Genomic DNA, 18,453 nt, shown 5'->3' with positions numbered 1-18,453 from the left:
TTACACTCCCAGAGGCTGTGCTTCCCATCGGCCTTTTTTTAGTACCCAATATTCGTGATAGCCACATTTTTCTAAATACACTTCTGCCTGGTTATATTCGAAAACAATTCCCGCAACGGAGTGGCTGTCACCACCAATTGTAATGGGAATATTTCTTTTTCTCATTTCTGGTACCATCCAATCAGAGGGGTAACGACCCACTCCGGGAATCCGCATATTCGTGCCGGTATTAATTTCCAGTCGCGTCGTTTTTTTTGCGATGCCATCTAGGCAGGCTCGCACCGTTTCCTGATACCAGTTATCATTTTCATTAAAAAAATAGTTGTTCTGATTGTATTTTTTGATTAAATCTACATGCCCCAAGATATCAGGTTCAAAGATCTCCACCATCTTTTCAATGCCCTGGTAATAATCCTTAATAAAAGCCTGCGTGTCTCCCTGATAATATTTTTCGATGCCCCGCTTAAAATCCTGCTGGGATTCATCAATGTAGGAAACATCATCGCCGGTGGTTTTTCCCAAGGTATGAATGGACATAATCGTGTAGTCCAATCGGGGTAACACGGCTTTGGCCAGATCGCTGATATCCTGACGATCGATGAAAAAATCAATTTCCATGCCGCAGTAAAGTTCAATTTGTGATGCATACTTTTCTTTCAGATTTTTGATGTCGTCCAGATAACTCTCGATATTCTCTTCTTTCATTGTCCAGTCATTAGCAAATGGCAGGGGAAAATGGCTTGACAGACCCAAACTGGTTAGTCCCGCTGAAATTCCAGCTTGTACCATTTCTTCAAGGGTATTGGTGCCATCGCAATAATCTGAATGAACGTGATAATTTGCCAGTAACATTTTGATCCCTCCAAAAGTTTGCATGTGATGATTGTATCATGACATGTATTGTAAAGCAAATAAAAAAAAATTGCCAATACGACAATTTTTTTAAAGCATGTTTATAAAATTTTATTAAGAAAGCTTTTGGTCCGCTCTTCTTTAGGATTGAGAAGCACTTCTTCGGGGGTTCCCTCTTCACAGATCACGCCACCATCCATAAAGATAACCCGATCGGCCACTTCCCGGGCAAAGCCAATCTCATGGGTTACAATGAGCATTGTCATTCCTTTTTCAGCCAGCTGCCGCATCGTTGCCAAGACTTCCCCAACCAGTTCGGGATCCAGCGCTGATGTCGGCTCATCAAACATCATAATCTTGGGGTCCATGGCCAGAGCTCTGGCAATCGCTACCCGCTGTTGCTGACCACCGGATAAACGGGAGGGATATTCGTCTTTTTTTTCAGACAGACCGACCATACTGAGCAGATCCAGGGCTCTGGTTTCGGCTATTTTTTTATCGGTTTTTTTTACAATCAGGGGGGCAATGGTGACATTATCGATTACCGTCAGATGCGGAAACAGATTAAAGTTCTGAAAAACCATTCCCAGTTCGGTACACAATGACTGCACCGTGACGGGATCAATCTTCATCAGATCTTTGTCGTTGGCACGTTTATCCGTGAGGACATCTTCAATATATATTTCGCCATCGGAAATCCGTTCTAATTGATTAAGACAACGCAGCATGGTACTTTTTCCTGAGCCGCTGGCACCAATTATACAGACTACTTCGCCTTGCTGAACCTCAAGATTAACACCCTTGAGCACTTCCAAATCTCCAAAAGATTTTCGGACGTTCACTAATTTTACCATACTCATATTCATTTCCCTATCTTTCGTAAATTCCAAGTTTCTTTTCCATCTTATCAAATACTACCTGGATAATAGTTGTTAAGAATAGATAAATGGCGGCTGCATAAATGTAGTAAATCCATGATCCGGTTGCACTTGCCATTGTTTTCGTGGTTCTTAATAAATCAAATAAAGCGATTGTAGATACCAGCGAGGTATCCTTTAACAGCATGATCAGCTCGTTTCCCAGGGGGGCTACCAGCCGTTTATAGGTTTGAGGAATAATAATTTTTGTCATCGCCTGGCGATAGCTCATTCCCAACGCCTTTGAGGCTTCCATTTGACCACCATCGATGGATTCAATAGCCGCCCGAATAATCTCCGCCAGATAAGCTGTCGCATTCAAAGAAAATGCCACAAAAGCACAAATCATCGGATTGATTTCGAATGTAATGCCGGTTGCATCCAGATATATAATTGGAATGGCATAATAAATAATAAATAATTGGAGCAATAATGGGGTTCCTCTAAAAAACCAGATATAAAACCAGGATAGCGCATTGGCTACCTTGCTTTTCGAGAGTCTCCCAAGAGCAACAACTACGCCGAAAATCGCACCAAAAACAATTGCTACAATTGCAATTTCAAGCGTTACAATGGTTCCGTTAAAAATTGCCCATAATTGGATTTCAGTTAACACGTTGATCTTCCCTTCGTCATTAAAAAATTTGAACACTGACTCATGTCAGACTGCAGACAAAACCTTTTTCAACCATGCAAAAACGCAGTCATACACATCACTGAAAAAGACATTAACAGCTTAATTACTTTGTCTCCAACCCTCACGAACATTTGCTCACGATGCACAGAAACACACGGGGTGGATTTCTTCATTTAGCGTTACAGAGGGATAATCTGGCAATACTTATCCGGATCACTTCCGCCCTGTAAACATATGAACAGGACTTGTCACAGAAACTGTACCAAGTCCTATTCCATTGATTTATTCAGTTATTGACAATCCTATTCAATGACAACCAGTTTGGTATCGATATCTTTTGTCATATCTTCGCCAAACCATTTCATCGAAATCTCTGTCATTTTACCGCTTTCCTGTAAAGCTTTAATGGCTTCATTAAACTTTTCAGTTGTGGCGGTGTCAGCTAAGCGGGAGGTTATTCCGATTGGTTCATTAGTTAAGACATCAGAACTGACAACATACAGGTCAGGATTTTGAGCAACGTAGTACATCGCTACCCCGACATCAGTAATGACGTTATCAATTTGTTTGCCTTGAAGAGCTGCGAATGCATCTAACATACCGTCAAATTTTTTGATTTCAACATTGACGCCTTCTTCAACCTTTAATTTTTCTGCCGCAATATCGGCTGTGGTTTCAATTTGGGCACCCAGGGTTTTTCCTTCAAGTTCTTTAAAAGTTTTAACTGGAGTTGCGTCTTTTCTTGAAACAATTACAATTCCGTTGGCAACGTAAGGATCTGTCATACTGAAGCCTTCAAGACGTTCTGGGGTAATACTTGTGCTGGAAATAATAGCATCGTATTGTTTAGCATTTAAGCCATTGAAAATACCATCCCAGGCAACTGTCTGGAATTCCACTTTAACCCCTAATTCTTCAGCTAAGGCATTGGCAAAGTCAATGTCAAAACCAACTAATTCATTTTGATCATCTCTGAATTCCATTGGCAAATAAGTATCATCCACACCAATGCTTAACACACCATCCGCTAAAGCATCTTCTGATGTTTTAGATCCTCCGGAGGAACAGCCAGTCAGAACAAGTGCCGATAACAGTAAAACAACCAGTGATAGACCTAATAATTTTCTTTTCATAGTCTTCTCCTTTCTAAATTCCTAATGTTGTTAATTATATATTATTTTGTAAACATTAACAAGTTTTTTTAAAACCCAATGCATATTTAAACGATCTGTGAGAAGCTTTATTCACTTCTTATGAAAAGGTATTGATGAAAATTCCGATGATGTTGAGTCCGCCCAACCAGGTGCCAATACTACTTCCCAAGTTAGCAAAAACGACCACCATCAACACCTTGGTAACCTTATTCCGCCAGAGACCTTTGATACTGCCAAGATCTTTGGGCAGTGATTCAAAATCTTCGACCTTTGGTTTCCGGAAATGAGCTTCGGTCATTCCGGCAAACCATCCCGCGGCCAGCAACGGATGGAGCGTCGTAATCGGTGCTGCCACAAACGCGGTCAGAATCGACAGGATATGCCCGCCAGCCAGCAGCGTTCCCAACGCCGCCAACAGACCCGTCCAGAGGATCCAGGTTTTGGCCTGCTCCCAACCGGAACTGGGGTTGGCAATAAAGGTCACCACAATCAGCGCCAGCAGAATGATTGGGATCATCCAGCCAATCACCTTGCCGACATTGGATTTAGGGGGAACAACCTCCAACTCCGCAATATTCTGTTCTTTAAATATTTCTTCTTTAATCCCCGGCACATGGGCAGCGCCAAGGACGGCGACAACCTTATTTCCCGGGGCGTTCTTGATTTTATAGGCCAGGTACTGATCCCGCTCATCGACCAGATATTTTTTAACACCTTTAAAAGCCGAACCCATTTCTGAAAGAGCGGCGGTCAGCATATCATCAGATTTCAGGTTTTCCAGATCTTCTTCGGTAATTTCTTCATCATCCACCACGCTGAGCACAATCGAAAAAAGCACCTTGACCTTTTCCCATAAACTGCAGCCCCGCCAGATCCGGTTGAAGGTAATCTGAATGCTGCGGTCAGCCAATACCAGTTCCGCGCCATACTCCTTGGCGCAGGCGATCCCTTCCATCATTTCCTGACCGGATTCGATCCCGAACTGCTCGGCAAGCTTGCGTTGATAGTTGGACAAGAGAATATTAACAAACATAAAACCGGCCCGTTTGCTTTTGATGATCTGAACCAGATCGGTATTAGACCATTTGTCTTTCTGGTTGATCGCTTCGTACCGCTGTTGATCGAGTTCGATACAGATGGAATCAGGCTGCTCCGCTGTTATGGTTTCCCGGACTTCATCGACACTGTTTTTGGAAACGTGAGCCGTACCAATTAAAATAATTTCTTTGCCATTATAATTAAGCCGTGTAATATTTGATTCCAATGAACTTCCTTTCTTCAGGCCCAACAGAAAAACTGGTCAGCGCAGTATGATCCAAAATCAATCACGCTGACCAGCTCTTCTAACGCCTAATTGCTGAGTTTAATATAAAATTAAATCAATTAATGTTTTTGAATCCAGTCCATTAATATAATCGGCCAGTTCAATATTTTTCAATACTTCCAGCAAGGCTTCTTCAGTCGGCTTGATCCCTGTAAACAGGGCTTCCAGTTCTTGGATATCCCCATTGCCAAAATAATCGCCATAAAAATGAATCTCTTTGATTTCACCCTTGACAACCTGAAGTAGGACTGTGATCAAGCCGAAGTCACACTTTCGTTCTTTTCTCAGATTATATTGGGGGGATTTTCCATAATTCCAATCCCAGGTTGCATATTTTTCTGTTTTTAATTGTTCGATGGCCTGGATCTCTTCCTCTAAAAGCGTGATCGTTTCCAGATTATCATTTTCAAACATCGCTTTCAGCAACGCCGTTTTGAAATCATCCAGCGTATACTCTTCATCCAGATAGTCAGAAATGTTAGTGACCCGACTTTTAACCGATTTGATCCCCTTGGATTCAATCTTATCCTTTTTTACTTTTAAGGCACTCTGGATGGTCGCCAGATTTGAATTGAACAAGATCGTGCCGTGGTGAAGAATCCGTCCTCTTTTTGCATACTGGGAGTTGCCGGAAAACTTTTTTCCATCGATGGCAATATCATTGCGGCTGTTAAATTCGGCATTGACGCCAAGGGTTTTAAGGGCCTCCACCAGGGGCCGGGTAAAGGTCTGGAAATCAAATTGTTCCTGACCATGATCGTTGACAATAAAGGTGAAGTTCAGGTTTCCCAAATCATGGTAAACTGCCCCGCCCCCCGAAAGTCGGCGGACCACCTTAATATCCTTTTCCCTGACATACTCCTGGTTGATTTCCTCAATGGTATTCTGGTGTTTTCCGACAATGACGGCATTATCATTTTGCCACAACAGAAAATAGCTCTCGTCTTTATCCATTTGATTAAACACATACTCTTCAAAGGCCAGATTTATTTGTGGATCGGTTTCTTTCCAATCGATGTATTTCATGAAAAGCCCAGTTATTTCTTTATTTCTGTTACCGAACCCCGAATATGAACCTCGTGCGGTACATAAACATTTTTCACGGTTCGGTCGCCGTCTTTTTCGCAAAGTTTGATCAACATCCGCATGGCAATCGCTCCGATGTCGTACATCGGTTGGGCCACCGTCGTAATCTGTGGTCTGGTCCATTCGGCAATCCAGAAATTATTAAAGCCGCAGATACTGATGTCTTCGGGAATTTTCTTGCCCATCTCTTCGGCACAGCGAATCGCCCCCAGCGCGGTCTGATCATTAAAACAGAACACGCAGGTGAAATCGACCCCTGTATTAATGGCTTCCTGCATCATCGTGTAACCGCCGGAAAGACTCAGCTTTTCTCTTAGGATACGGCTGTCATCAAATTCGATGTTATTTTCTTCAAATGCTTTGATAAAACCTTTTTTTCGTTCCTGATAAATATAGCCTTCTTCCAATTCATCGAAAAACAGCATGAATTTTTTATGGCCCATTTTAATTAGTTCCATGGCTAATTCGTAAGCCGCTGTTTCATTATTAATTAATACCCCGCTGAGAAATCCGCTATCATCGGGAATACAGCCTAAAACGACTTCGCTGGGAGCGTCAATCAGTTCGGCCTGCATTTCCGCACTGAGATCTTTGCCGACGTAGATGATCCCGTCACATTGTTTTTCGACCAATACATTCAGTGATTTTTTTTCTTTTTCTGGATCGAAATCGGTATTACTCAAAATGATGTTGTAATGATAGATACCGCAAACATCTTCGGCCCCACGGACGATCTCGGTATAATAGGGATTCGTAATATCTGGGATCATAATCCCCATGGTATTCGTTTTTTGAATTTTTAGACTTCTGGCAATGGCATTGGGTTTGTAACCGGTTTTTTTGATAGCTTCCAATACCCGTTCCTTTGTTTCTTCGTTTACTAAGGGAATATTATTGACAACTCGGGATACTGTTGCAACGGAAACGTTTGCTTCTCTGGCAACATCTACTATTTTTACTCTCATCTCTTTACCTTTCAAATTTCATAAACAATAGGTGATTGCGAAGCTGCCGTCAGCAACTTTTAATCCGCAATCACTTATTTATCGGCCGATTATTAACAGCCTTCCACCTCTTTGATAGCTTCCAGGATTAACTGGGGCGAACGGCGGCATTTTTCTTCTGACACGGCGCAGGGTGCAAAGCGGAGACCTTTTCCCAATGCGACAACAAAAGTGTTTTTTTCCATTAAATGACTGCTGACTTCTTTTGGTTTATCACAGGGAATGCTGATAAAAAATCCGTCACAGTAGGTAACCATTTCCAGACCTATCTTTTGGGCTTCTTCTACAAAGGCGGCGGCCCGACGTCTTAAGATACTTTTGTAGAAGCTCTGTTCAGCCATGGCCTGATTATACAATTCGTCATTATTGAAAATTTTAGTGATGGTTTCCATTGCACCTCGGGTGCCATTTGACCAATTGCCGCGGTTGGAATAGGTACAGGCATTGGCAAATTCACTGGCGATTTCTTCGGTGGGTGCCACACAAAGAATGGCACCGTTTCTCAGTCCATACATGGTATACCCCTTTGAACAGCTGAATGCGTAGAGAGTCAACACGTTATTGGGCATCCCGGTCAGCATTTTCATAAACTGGCGGGCTTCATCTCCTTCGCCGGCAAAATCAATGTAAGCCAGATCTACCAGCAGAATAATTTTGGACTCAGGCTGAGCCTTGGCTGTTTCGGTAACAAAGGTCTTAATCGCTTCCCATTCTTCCAGTGAAATGGTATAGCCGGTGGGATTATGAGCTGGGGTATTGAGAACGGTTAAAACGCGCTGTTGTTTTTCCAGTAACTCCAGCATGCTTTTTTTCCAGCCTTCTAAATTGAATCCGCCTGCTTCATTATAAAGTGGGAAGGTGGTTACCTTTCGGTGATTTTCATCGGCGATAGTGGCATAGGCTGCCCAATACCAGTCGGTCAGTAAAATCGTGTCGCCCAACTGGGTATAGTTGCAAAACGAATGGCGCACCGCACCAGTTCCGCCGGGAGTTGCAACAGCCCGGATATAACCTTCCGGTTTACAGTCTTTAAAACAAGCTTCCGTAATTTTTTCTAAAAAATCCGGCTGACCAGCCAGTCCTGAGTAATCAGCAATCAGATTATTCGGCAAACCTTTCAATGTATCATAAACTGATTTGAATGTCACCAATTCGCCATTGTCATCCATCAGAGCTCCGATGGTTGAATTAATGACAGCCTCCGGTCCCAATTCTTTAGTACGATTTGCTGCTTCTCCAGCAATTCTGAAGATCGGGTCGGTACCACCCTCCCGCAACGACGTTTCAATAACCATTTCTGCTTTTTTCATGTTTCCTCCCACTAAATCCATAGTTTATTTGTAAATTTTTTTCTTTCAGTTTCGTATAAATTGTTCCCCAGGGTGTCAATGACGACAATCGCCGGAAAATCTTCGACTTCTATTTTTCGGATCGCTTCGGTACCCAGATCTTCATAGGCGATTATTTCAACTGACTTGATGCAGTCCTGCAATAACGCTCCGGCGCCACCGACACAGGCAAAATAAACCGCATCATTGCTCATCATGCTATTGATAACCCGTTCACTGCGATTGCCCTTGCCAATCATACCGGCCAGCCCGCGATCCAGCAGCTCTGGAGTATAAATATCCATCCGACCGCTGGTTGTTGGTCCGGCTGAACCAATAATTTCCCCGGGCTTCGCCGGACAGGGACCCACATAGTAAATAATTTCATCGGCAAAATCCATGGGTAAAGGCAGTCCCTTTTCCAGGGCTTCCATCATCCGTTTGTGGGCCGCATCCCGGGCTGTATAAATGATCCCGGAAATCCGCACATGATCGCCGGCTCTTAATTTCTTTCTGGTTTTTTTATCTAAAGGTGTTTTGATCTCAACAACAGCCATTTTATAATTCCCTTTCCACATGTCGATTAACGTAACAGGTTATATTAACCGCCACCGGCAAGCCGGCGATATGGGTCGGAAAGACTTCCACATTGACGCCCAACACGGTGTTAATTCCGCCAAGCCCCATCGGCCCGATGCCCAGGGCATTACTGGCTTCTAAAAGGTAATCTTCCAAGGCTTCAATATGCCCCAGCGGATTATGTTTTCCTAACGGCCGACTTAAGGCTTCCTTTGCCATAATCGCCGCTTTTTCCATCGTGCCACCAACCCCAACGCCGACGACAATTGGGGCACAGGCATTGGGACTGCCGGTTTCCACCGTCTGGAGGACAAACTCTTTAACGCCAGCCATACCATCTGAAGGTTTCAGCATTTTCAGCGCACTGGTATTTTCACTACCAAAGCCCTTGGGCAAGATTTTTATTTTTAAACCGTCACCAGCCACAACCTGATAATGAATCACTGCCGGGGTATTATTCCCAGTATTGGTTCGAATAAAAGGATCGGCGACAACGGATTTCCGCAGATAGCCTTGCTCGTATCCTTTGGCAACGCCAGCCTGGAGGGCCTCTTCAAGACTTCCCCCGACAATGGTCAAATCCTGCCCAAAAGTGACAAACATCACAACCATGCCGGTATCCTGGCAAATGGGAATATTTTTATTTTTAGCTACTTCGAAATTACAAAGCATGGTTTCCAGAATCTCTTTGCCATTTTCTGATTCCTCTGACCCCTTTGCCCGATGCAGACCTTCCATCATATCTGCTGATAAAAAGGTATTGGCTTCAATACACATTTCAGCCACATGATCGATAATCTGCTGAATTCCAATTTTCTTCACTGCACTCTCCTTATTTTTAATGATTTTCTATAGGCTATCCACTTGATCATCACACTCTTTTTCAATTTGCTTCGCTTTATCTTTTCCAACTCTAATGGAGTGGATGGAAAGATAGATTCCGCCAAAGAGAATGACGAAATAAAAGGTGATCAGACGCCACAGGATCATCGCCACCGCTGTATTGCCGGGGCCGTAAATCGGTCCAAATAAAAGTAAAAACCCTGCTTCTGCACCTCCGGCGGCTCCTGGCGTCGGTACAAAGGCTACCGCCACATAAAGAATCGCCTGAAGTGAAATGATCGTAATGGCGTTGGTTTCATTTAATCCCAATGAACGATACACGCAGTAATTGACTGAGTAAAAGATCAGGATCTGTAAAATTGAAACAACAAACATTTTTGCAGTTTGCATTTTATGATTCTTCAGCGCATCGATGGCAAGCTGGTATTCTTTGATAAAGTGATTGACCTTTTCAACATATTTTTCCGCATTTTTTAAAATACGAAGCTTTAATAAAAGCCGCACGCAGGCCATCATAATTCCTTTTGCGGCATTGGCGTTAAAGGCCAGGATAAATATCAGCACCACCCCGGCTACGTTCACAATTAAGCCAATCCCAATCAGCCATTTGGCCGCATCCAAACTCTGATGCAATGTCGTAATACTGAGTATTGTAGCGATGATGGCCAGAAATGTGACCGTCACTTGATACAATGCATATTTTTGTACCAGCACTGCCGTACCCGAACCAAAGCCATAGTTCTTTCTGGACATTTCATAGAGCTGAAGGGGCTGTCCTCCGGTGGCACTGGGAGTGATTAGATTATAATACTGGCCGATCATTGTCACGGTCCAGGCAAAATGAAAGGTCTCACTGGGATTATCCCGCCGCATCAGCTTTAACAACATATAAGCTTCTAATATCCAATAGCCAAAAACACAACCAATTCCAAGAATGAGAAAATAACCATTGGCCTGTTTAATTGTTCTTATAAAGGTTTCCGGATCAACTTGGGTTAAGATCACAATTGCTGTTGCACTGATTAAAAAAACAAAGAACAAATAGCTCGAGTATTTTTTCCAAAATTCTGATTTCCAAAACTTTTCTTTACTTCCTGCTTGATCCATTGTGTACCATCCTAATTTCAATTGAACTAATTATAACACACTGTTATGGTAAAGTAATGTAATTTTCAGCTATTTTCATGAAATTTTCATGAATTTTCATACTAAATCAATCCCTGAAATTCGTGTTGTCGTAGCGCTTCATATAAGACAATGTTAACAGCATTCGAAAGATTCAGAGAACGGGCCTTTTCATGATTTCGCATCGGGATACGGAACCGGTTATCGGGATGGGCTTCATGAATTTCCGGGGGAATTCCGGCAGTTTCTTTCCCAAACATCAGAAATGCTTCCTGATCATATTCAATCTGGTGATAAAATTTGGTGGCTTTGGTCGTTAAAATATAAAGTTTTGCCTCGGGATTTTTTTCCATGAACTGATCGAATGAATCGTAAACGCTCACATTGACAAGCTCCCAATAATCCAGGCCAGCCCGCTTCAAATGTTTTTCGTCCAATGAAAAACCCAACGGTTTAATCAAATGAAGATTCGTCTCTGTCAATGCACATGTTCTGGCAATGTTTCCGGTGTTTTGGGGAATTTCTGGTTGATACAGTAAAATATTCATATTTATTCCTTTTCATTAAAATTATTTGCATATTTTATTATAATCGAAAAAAAGCCCAATTTCTTTCTTTTTTTAAGATCATCCCCGGAAATCCGGGGTGCTCTTAACACCAACAAAGAAATTGAACTTTTATTACTGGTTATGTTTATTAATCATTTTATTGAAGGGTATCCCCTTTAATATTATTCTTCTTTGAATCCGGCTTTTGATTACTTTTGGGTAAAACAATCGAAAAGGTGCTGCCCTTGTTGGGAATCGAGTCAATTTTAATTTTACCATTATGTTTTTTAACGATATAGTCGGCAATATTTAACCCCAGCCCGACACCCCCAGTTTCCCGGTTTCTGGCGTCGTCGACCCGATAAAAACGGCTGAACACTTTTGCCTTTTCTTCTTCGGTAAGCCCGATTCCGGTATCTTTAACCTCGATAACCAGGTGTCGTTTTCCCTGGACCAGACATAATTGCACCTTTCCACCCATCGGCGTGTACTTAATGGCATTATCCACTAAAATCCGAACTGCCTGTTTGAGTCGTTCTTCATCCCCCCGGTACTGGATCCCGGGTGAAATGTTCTCACTAAGTTCTATTTCTTTTTCGTTGGCCAATTCAGTCATCAGCTCGACCATTTGCTGACACATGGAAGATAAATCAAAAAGCTCCTTATCAATAGCCAGCCGTTGATTTTCGGCCTGGGCCAGCAACAATAACTCCGAAATGAGTTTGGCCATGGTTTCCCCTTCGCTGGCAATGTTGTTCAGCCACTTCATGTTATCCTTGATCTGTTCATCCTCTTTGAGCTTTAGCACCTCAACATTGGTTTGGATAACCGTCAGCGGGGTTCGCAGCTCATGGGAAGCATTGGCAATAAATTTTTTCTGATCCTCAAAGGTATCTTTAATCGGCTGCAGCGATTTCCCGGCCAGAAAATAAGAGATCGGAATCAGCACAGCAATGGACCCTAACCCAATTAAAAACAAAAATGAAATAACATAAGCTATAATGGACCGTTCAGTCGATACTTGCTGAAAGACCTGGAGTACATAGTCGTTGGAATTATTGGAGTATGGCAAGGTATACACCCGATACTCGACATTTTCCGAGACCAGCAGATTAAACTGCGGGGTTTCATTTTTCTTAATGGCCAGCTCGTAACCCATCATAATCAAATTGCGGTCTTCTACCTTCATCGATTTAACAACGTGGCTGCTGTCCCACATAATAAATTGATAACCAAATTTATCATGAACCGAATCCCCGGAATTGATCGGTTGAGCGGTTGTTTGGCCGTTGTTTGAGATGATTTCCTTGGCCACCGTTGTCAAATACATTTCTCCGGAAAGCGTAAGACTCCAGTTCACTAAAAAACCCAGGAGAAAGATAAACATAAACATGAAAATAACCAGGATCAGGGTATTGAACAAGGTAATTTTTCGCTTAATTTCTTTAAACATGGGCCTTAACTCTCCAACCTATTTTTTCCCAAGCGTATATCCTACCCCTCGGATGGTATCAATTTTAACCTGCGTATCAACAATTTTTTTACGGAGGTTATGAACATAGATCTCAATATTATTCTCATTGACTTCTTTATCAAACCCCCACACCCGATCCAGAATCTGTTCGCGGGTGAAAACCTGATTGGGCCGTTTTAACAGCATTTCCAGAATCTTCGCTTCTTTAACAGACAGTTTGAATTCCTTGTTTTCGGTTTGCAGGATATTTTTTTTGGTATTGAAGCTGACGTCTTCAAAGACGATTGTTTCGCCCTTGATCCCATGATCCGGGCGGCGGCCCAGGGCCCGAATCCGGGCAAACAGTTCTTTGGCTGAAAATGGCTTGATCAAATAGTCATCGGCGCCCAAATCCAGGCCTTTGACCTTATCATCAATGGTCCCTTTTGCGGTTAGCATCAGCACCGGGGTATTAATGCCCTGGTCGCGGATCTGCTGCAGAATTTCGATCCCGCTTTTGATCGGCAGCATAATATCTAAAACAATGACATCGTAAATAGGGTTTAGTGCAAATAACAGACCTTCCTCCCCATCGTTGGCAATGTCACAATCGATGTTTTGTATTTTACATAATTCCTGGAGTGCATCGGTTATTTTCTTTTCGTCTTCTACAAATAGTATACGCATAAAGCGACTCCTTCCATATTTTGAATTTTGATTATAAGCTAACGTCTAATTATAGATCTGAAATCTTAAAGCTATATAAAACAAGGAAACTATGATATTATTTTAAAATAATTGAAAACTACCATACCGACCACTTGTTAATTTATTTTGACAAGGGTTTGACCCCCAAGTCATTGTTGGTATTGCTTTTGTTTTTCAACTTATCGATTGGTTATGGAGGTTCCTCATGAAAGAAATACTTATTATTGAAGATGATAAGAAAATATCCCGGATCATCGAGCTGCAACTTAAGCATGCAGGCTTTGAAACGGTTAAGGCTTTTACCGGTCGGGAAGGGATTGAAGCCTATCACCAAAACCCAGCCGTTGATCTGATTTTACTTGATATTATGCTGCCGGAAGTCTCCGGTTATGATGTTCTCAAATATATCAAAGCCCAGAATCATCACCTGCCGATTATCCTGTTAACCGCCAGGGATGATACCAACGATGTGGTAACTGGTTTTGAATTAGGGGCCGATGATTATGTGACTAAGCCCTTTAATTTTGACGAGCTGCTGGCCCGGATCAAAGCCAATATAAGGAAAAACACGCCGGAAGCAGCACTGAACACCCATCTGGTTTTTAAAGACATTGAAATCGATCTGGACTCCTTCAGCGTCAAACGCCAATCCCGGGAAATAAGCTTATCCCGGACCGAATTTGATCTGTTTTATTATCTCGTCCTCAACCATGATCTGGTTCAGTCTCGGGAACAGATCCTGGACAAGGTCTGGGGCTTTGATTATGACGGTGGGGATAATATTGTTGATGTTTATATTAAATATCTGCGCGACAAAATTGACCGGGATTTTGATGAAAAACTGATCCAGACCGTTCGGGGGCGAGGCTATGTGGTTCGATAAGCTGAATATCCCGGGTCGCAAAAAGCCGTTGAAAATTTATCACCGCATTGTTTTCTTTTTTATTCTGGCCCTCACCGCTGTTCTGACCCTTTCGTTTTTAATGGTGTTCTTTTTTTCGCAACAGCTTATTTTAAACGAAAGCAAATCGACGATGATCCGGTTTAATAATTATGTCATCAATACCCTGGATGAAAACATGGCCACTCTGCTAAGTTTACCAGCGGACCAGCGACTGGAATTCATTTCTGATAAGTTGTACCCCTATGTTAAAGACAACTCCCTGATTGCCTATCAGCTCAAAGACACCCAGGGCAATATTTATCAGTCCTCGGAAATTCTGACTGATCTGCTGGTTGCTGAAAATCTGGAAAAATACAATTTTCATTTATTCGAGTTCAGTTTTAATGACGATAATAATCAGATGATCTCGGTCAACTCCCTGCGCTACAACCAGATCGAATACTATTATCTGGGGTCTTACTATGTTCTTGAGGACGGCGATATTATCTATCTGCAAATTATCAAAAACCTTAATGACAGTTACGTGTTTATGACCACCTTGTTTGTCCTGATGATCGCTATCAGCATTCTGGGAATGATTGCAATTATCCTGATCGGTATTTATGGTACCAAACAAACCCTGAAACCGTTGATAGAAATTTCCGAAACAGCCAAAAACATTACCGAAAACAACCTCAATGTCCGGATCGAAGAAACCGGAAACAAGGATGAACTGGATCAGCTGATCATGTCTCTGAATCAAATGATTAGAAAACTGGAGTCGGCTTTTAATAACCAGAAACGCTTTGTTTCTGACGCCTCCCATGAGCTGCGGATTCCCCTGACAGTCATACAGGGCTATATCGATATTTTATCGGATTGGGGCAAAAACGATCCCCAGCTCCGGGATGAATCGATCGAGGCGATTCGGGATGAAATTCAGGGTATGAATAAGATGGTCGAAGATTTACTGTTGATTACGCGAATTGAAAATAATTATTTTGATGAAGATTTTATTATTCTGGATGTTTCGACGTTATTGGAAAAAATATTCTTTCAGTGTCAAATGATCGATCCGGACCACCAATACATCATGGAATCCTGTGATCATGCCTTTGTCCGAGGTAATGAAGGCCTGTTAATTCAGGCCATTCGGGGTCTGCTGGACAATAGCCGCAAATACACTCCGGTTGGCGGAACCATCACCCTGAGCTGTCGAGTCCACAGCAAAACCATGAATGAAATCATAGTCAGCGATACAGGCTGTGGGATTCCCCCCTCCGAACTTGAAAAAATCAAAGAACGCTTTTACCGCATCAGCAGCGATCGTTCCCGATCCACTGGCGGTTCCGGCCTCGGTTTATCAATTATTGACAGCATCATCAGTATTCATCGCGGTAGACTGGTCATTACCAGTGAATTAAACAAGGGCACCCAGGCTACCATTTTATTGAAAAAACATTAAAAATAAAACGGGGCAGATCGCCCCGTTTGAGGTTGTCGATAAACTACCGTACCGACCAATTGTTAATCTGTTGTACGCCGCGGAATCGGACAGGCTCTGCCGTGTCCGCTCCGATGCGTACAACATGATGTAACAATTGTCGGTACTAGGTTATCTTTTTTGACAGTCTGAAACAGGGCAGATCGCCCTGTTTTATTTTTATAGGCATTCAGAAAAAATCTGAACAGCCTGATCAATTTCGGCTTTGGTAACCACCAGGGGTGGCACAAAACGGATCGCATTGCTACCGGCGGTGATCAGTAGTAAGCCTTTTTCCATCGCTTTGGCAACGATGGCCCCCAGATCAGCATCAATCTGAATCCCCACAATCAGTCCCATCCCGCGAACCTCTTTAATGGTTGGATGGACTTTTTTCAACGCTTCCAGTTTAGTTTTCAGATAGTCCCCTTTTTCAACCACCGCTTCAAAGAATCCTGGTGCGGTCAGGGTTTCAATGACATATTTGGCCGTGGCTGTCACAAATGGATTGCCGCCAAAGGTGGAAGCATGAGTACCCGGGGTAAAAACTTCGGCCACGTGATCTTTGGCAATAATGCCGCCGATGGGGACCCCACCCCCTAAGCCTTTAGCCATGGTCACCACATCCGGGACCACTCCGTATTGCTGATAGGCAAACAGTTTTCCCGAACGGCCGATGCCTGTTTGCACCTCATCAAAAATCAGCACGATGTTTTGTTCATCACAAATTTTCCGGACTTCTTTTAAATAATCCGGGCCGGCAGGATATATTCCCCCTTCGCCCTGAATCGGTTCTAAAATAATGCCGCAGGTTTTAGGGCTGATCTGAGCCTTCAGGGCGCCGATATCATTGTAAGGCACATGTGAGATTTCCGGCATCAGCGGTTCCAGGTTTTCCTGGTATTTTGGCTGACCGGTGGCGGTAATCGCAGCATAGGTTCGGCCATGGAAGGACTGCTGCATGGCAATGATTTCCACGGCTTCCTTATTTTTCTTGAGCTTGCCGTAAACCCGGCACAGTTTTAAGGCCGCTTCACAGGCTTCCGCCCCGCTGTTGCAAAAGAAAACCTTGTCCAGCCCGCTGGCTTTAGTCAGCATTTCGGCCAGTTCAATTCCCGGTTCGGACCAGTAAAGATTGGAAATATGAACCAGTTTTTCCATTTGCGCCTGCATCGCCGCCAGCAGACCCGGATGGGAATGCCCCAAGGCATCGACAGCAATCCCAGCCACAAAATCCAGATATTCTTTGCCATTATTATCCGTCAGGACACAGCCCTGACCCTTATCAAAGACCAATGGAAAACGCTTATAGGTTTCCATGATCACCTTGTTTCCTCGTGTTATTAAATCCATATTGTCCTCCTAAATAATGGAACGTCGAATCATCGTCCCCACCCCGGCAGCAGTGAACAGCTCCAGTAACATCGAGTGTTCCACCTTGCCGTCTAAAATATGTACTGAATTGACCCCCTGGTTCAAGGCGTCGACGCTGTTTTCGACCTTGGGAATCATTCCACCGGAGATAATCCCCTCTTCAATCAGCTTGGGCACATTTTCAGCAAATAGCCGCCGAATAATCGAATCCGGGTTATCCGGATCCATATAGACCCCATCGGTATCGGTGAGATAGATCAGCTTTTCGGCCTTCATCGCTTTGGCAATGGCATAGGCCACATGGTCAGCATTAATGTTATAGCTCTGGCCGGTTTTATCAGTGCCAATCGGCGCAATCACCGGCAGATAGTCGTCTTTTAACAGCGTATTCAAGAGCCGGTTATCGACCCGGATAATATCTCCGACAAAACCGATGTCCAGATTATTGATAAATTTCTTCTTAACCTTGATCATCCCGCCGTCCTTGCCAGAAAGCCCGACGGCGTTCATTTCCCGGTTCTGGAGCAGCTGTACAATTTCCTTGTTGATTTTTCCGGATAAGACCATTTCGGCAATTTCGACGACCTTTTCATTGGTGATCCGCAGACCCTCCACAAATTCAGTTTGGATCTCGAGGTCATTAAGCATCCCGGAAATATCTTTGCCGCCGCCATGAACAATGATCAGACGGATACCAACCAGCCGCATCAGCGAAATATCATCCATGACCGATTGTTTTCGGGCCTCGTCATACATAAAACTACCGCCATATTTAATGACCATGGTTTTCTTTTTAAACTGTTGGATATAGGGCAAGGCTTCAATCAGAATCTTGGCCTTTTCAATATATTTTTCCATTTAATACTCTTTTCTACTACAATATATTTATGGTCATAGTACCTAACAACCAGTTAGGACATTATCCATCTTGTTGCTTAAGCTGTTAGAATGTAAGAGCAATAGGTATATCGTCTGCCTTTCTTGGACTTCGCGTCCGTAAAAAAGACTGATAACCGGCTCCTCATTCGCAGCGTTCGTTTTATGCAGGTTGAACTGCTGTCCCACAGTACGTTCGTGTCACACCACAGTAGATTGAATAGGCAATGAGTCAAACTGGTATTTATCCATTGCAATAATTTTAAGGAGTGACAAATT

The 18,453-nt window shown here is 43.1% G+C and carries 18 protein-coding genes; 2 read left to right on the top strand and 16 right to left on the bottom strand.

Going from position 1 to position 18,453, the window contains the following annotated elements:
* The 14 genes from hisJ to A3KS_RS0107415 all read right to left on the bottom strand — a co-directional run bounded on the left by hisJ (window position 1) and on the right by A3KS_RS0107415 (window position 13,537).
* Window positions 1–852: a histidinol-phosphatase HisJ gene (gene hisJ, locus A3KS_RS0107480; RefSeq protein ID WP_026394389.1), complete on the bottom strand. Its 852-nt coding sequence runs from the start codon at window positions 850–852 to the stop codon at window positions 1–3.
* Between the two features lie 101 nt (window positions 853–953).
* Entirely contained in the window at window positions 954–1,712 is a 759-nt protein-coding gene (locus A3KS_RS0107475) for an amino acid ABC transporter ATP-binding protein (protein WP_026394388.1), read from the bottom strand.
* A gap of 10 nt (window positions 1,713–1,722) precedes the next feature.
* A complete protein-coding gene (locus A3KS_RS0107470) occupies window positions 1,723–2,385 on the bottom strand; it encodes an amino acid ABC transporter permease (RefSeq protein ID WP_051355738.1) in 663 nt (220 codons plus the stop codon).
* Between the two features lie 323 nt (window positions 2,386–2,708).
* Window positions 2,709–3,539 carry a transporter substrate-binding domain-containing protein gene (locus tag A3KS_RS0107465; RefSeq protein WP_026394386.1) on the bottom strand — a complete coding sequence of 277 codons (831 nt, stop codon included), beginning with the start codon at window positions 3,537–3,539 and terminating at the stop codon, window positions 2,709–2,711.
* A 118-nt stretch (window positions 3,540–3,657) separates the two neighbouring features.
* Entirely contained in the window at window positions 3,658–4,824 is a 1,167-nt protein-coding gene (locus A3KS_RS0107460; protein ID WP_026394385.1) for a TraB/GumN family protein, read from the bottom strand.
* Between the two features lie 99 nt (window positions 4,825–4,923).
* A complete protein-coding gene (gene lplA / locus A3KS_RS0107455; protein ID WP_026394384.1) occupies window positions 4,924–5,910 on the bottom strand; it encodes a lipoate--protein ligase in 987 nt (328 codons plus the stop codon).
* 11 nt (window positions 5,911–5,921) lie between these two features.
* The gene (locus A3KS_RS0107450; RefSeq protein WP_026394383.1) at window positions 5,922–6,935 is read right to left on the bottom strand and encodes a LacI family DNA-binding transcriptional regulator; all 1,014 of its coding nucleotides are present in this window, start codon (window positions 6,933–6,935) and stop codon (window positions 5,922–5,924) included.
* Between the two features lie 92 nt (window positions 6,936–7,027).
* Window positions 7,028–8,284, bottom strand: a complete 1,257-nt coding sequence (locus A3KS_RS0107445) for a pyridoxal phosphate-dependent aminotransferase (RefSeq protein WP_026394382.1) — start codon at window positions 8,282–8,284, stop codon at window positions 7,028–7,030.
* A gap of 11 nt (window positions 8,285–8,295) precedes the next feature.
* On the bottom strand, window positions 8,296–8,859 hold the full coding sequence (locus tag A3KS_RS0107440) for a Fe-S-containing hydro-lyase (RefSeq protein WP_026394381.1): 564 nt from the start codon (window positions 8,857–8,859) through the stop codon (window positions 8,296–8,298).
* Window position 8,860: 1 nt separating this feature from the next.
* Window positions 8,861–9,703: a fumarate hydratase gene (locus tag A3KS_RS0107435; RefSeq protein ID WP_026394380.1), complete on the bottom strand. Its 843-nt coding sequence runs from the start codon at window positions 9,701–9,703 to the stop codon at window positions 8,861–8,863.
* Between the two features lie 27 nt (window positions 9,704–9,730).
* A complete protein-coding gene (locus A3KS_RS0107430) occupies window positions 9,731–10,831 on the bottom strand; it encodes a lysylphosphatidylglycerol synthase transmembrane domain-containing protein (RefSeq protein WP_026394379.1) in 1,101 nt (366 codons plus the stop codon).
* Window positions 10,832–10,932: 101 nt separating this feature from the next.
* Window positions 10,933–11,397, bottom strand: coding sequence for a tRNA (uridine(34)/cytosine(34)/5-carboxymethylaminomethyluridine(34)-2'-O)-methyltransferase TrmL (trmL, locus tag A3KS_RS0107425; protein WP_186894430.1), 465 nt, complete (start codon window positions 11,395–11,397; stop codon window positions 10,933–10,935).
* 157 nt (window positions 11,398–11,554) lie between these two features.
* The gene (locus A3KS_RS0107420; RefSeq protein WP_026394377.1) at window positions 11,555–12,850 is read right to left on the bottom strand and encodes a sensor histidine kinase; all 1,296 of its coding nucleotides are present in this window, start codon (window positions 12,848–12,850) and stop codon (window positions 11,555–11,557) included.
* 18 nt (window positions 12,851–12,868) lie between these two features.
* Complete coding sequence (locus A3KS_RS0107415; protein ID WP_026394376.1) at window positions 12,869–13,537, bottom strand: response regulator transcription factor; 669 nt, start codon at window positions 13,535–13,537, stop codon at window positions 12,869–12,871.
* A 226-nt stretch (window positions 13,538–13,763) separates the two neighbouring features.
* Here A3KS_RS0107415 and A3KS_RS0107410 point away from each other — a divergent pair, with 226 nt between their 5' ends.
* On the top strand, window positions 13,764–14,441 hold the full coding sequence (locus A3KS_RS0107410; protein WP_026394375.1) for a response regulator transcription factor: 678 nt from the start codon (window positions 13,764–13,766) through the stop codon (window positions 14,439–14,441).
* Window positions 14,428–15,906: a sensor histidine kinase gene (locus A3KS_RS0107405; RefSeq protein WP_026394374.1), complete on the top strand. Its 1,479-nt coding sequence runs from the start codon at window positions 14,428–14,430 to the stop codon at window positions 15,904–15,906. The genes A3KS_RS0107410 and A3KS_RS0107405 overlap by 14 nt, the downstream gene beginning before the upstream one ends.
* Before the next feature lie 198 nt (window positions 15,907–16,104).
* Here A3KS_RS0107405 and A3KS_RS0107400 read toward each other — a convergent pair whose 3' ends face one another.
* Both A3KS_RS0107400 and argB read right to left on the bottom strand, forming a co-directional pair.
* Window positions 16,105–17,277 carry an acetylornithine transaminase gene (locus A3KS_RS0107400; RefSeq protein ID WP_026394373.1) on the bottom strand — a complete coding sequence of 391 codons (1,173 nt, stop codon included), beginning with the start codon at window positions 17,275–17,277 and terminating at the stop codon, window positions 16,105–16,107.
* 9 nt (window positions 17,278–17,286) lie between these two features.
* Window positions 17,287–18,156, bottom strand: coding sequence for an acetylglutamate kinase (argB, locus tag A3KS_RS0107395; protein WP_026394372.1), 870 nt, complete (start codon window positions 18,154–18,156; stop codon window positions 17,287–17,289).
* Window positions 18,157–18,453: the final 297 nt, after the last annotated feature.

This window comes from Acetobacterium malicum subsp. dehalogenans DSM 11527 (genome assembly GCF_000472665.1).
Classification (GTDB): domain Bacteria; phylum Bacillota; class Clostridia; order Eubacteriales; family Eubacteriaceae; genus Acetobacterium; species Acetobacterium malicum.
Note: the sequence above shows the minus strand (reverse complement) of the source record. Positions and strands in the feature narration are given on the sequence as shown.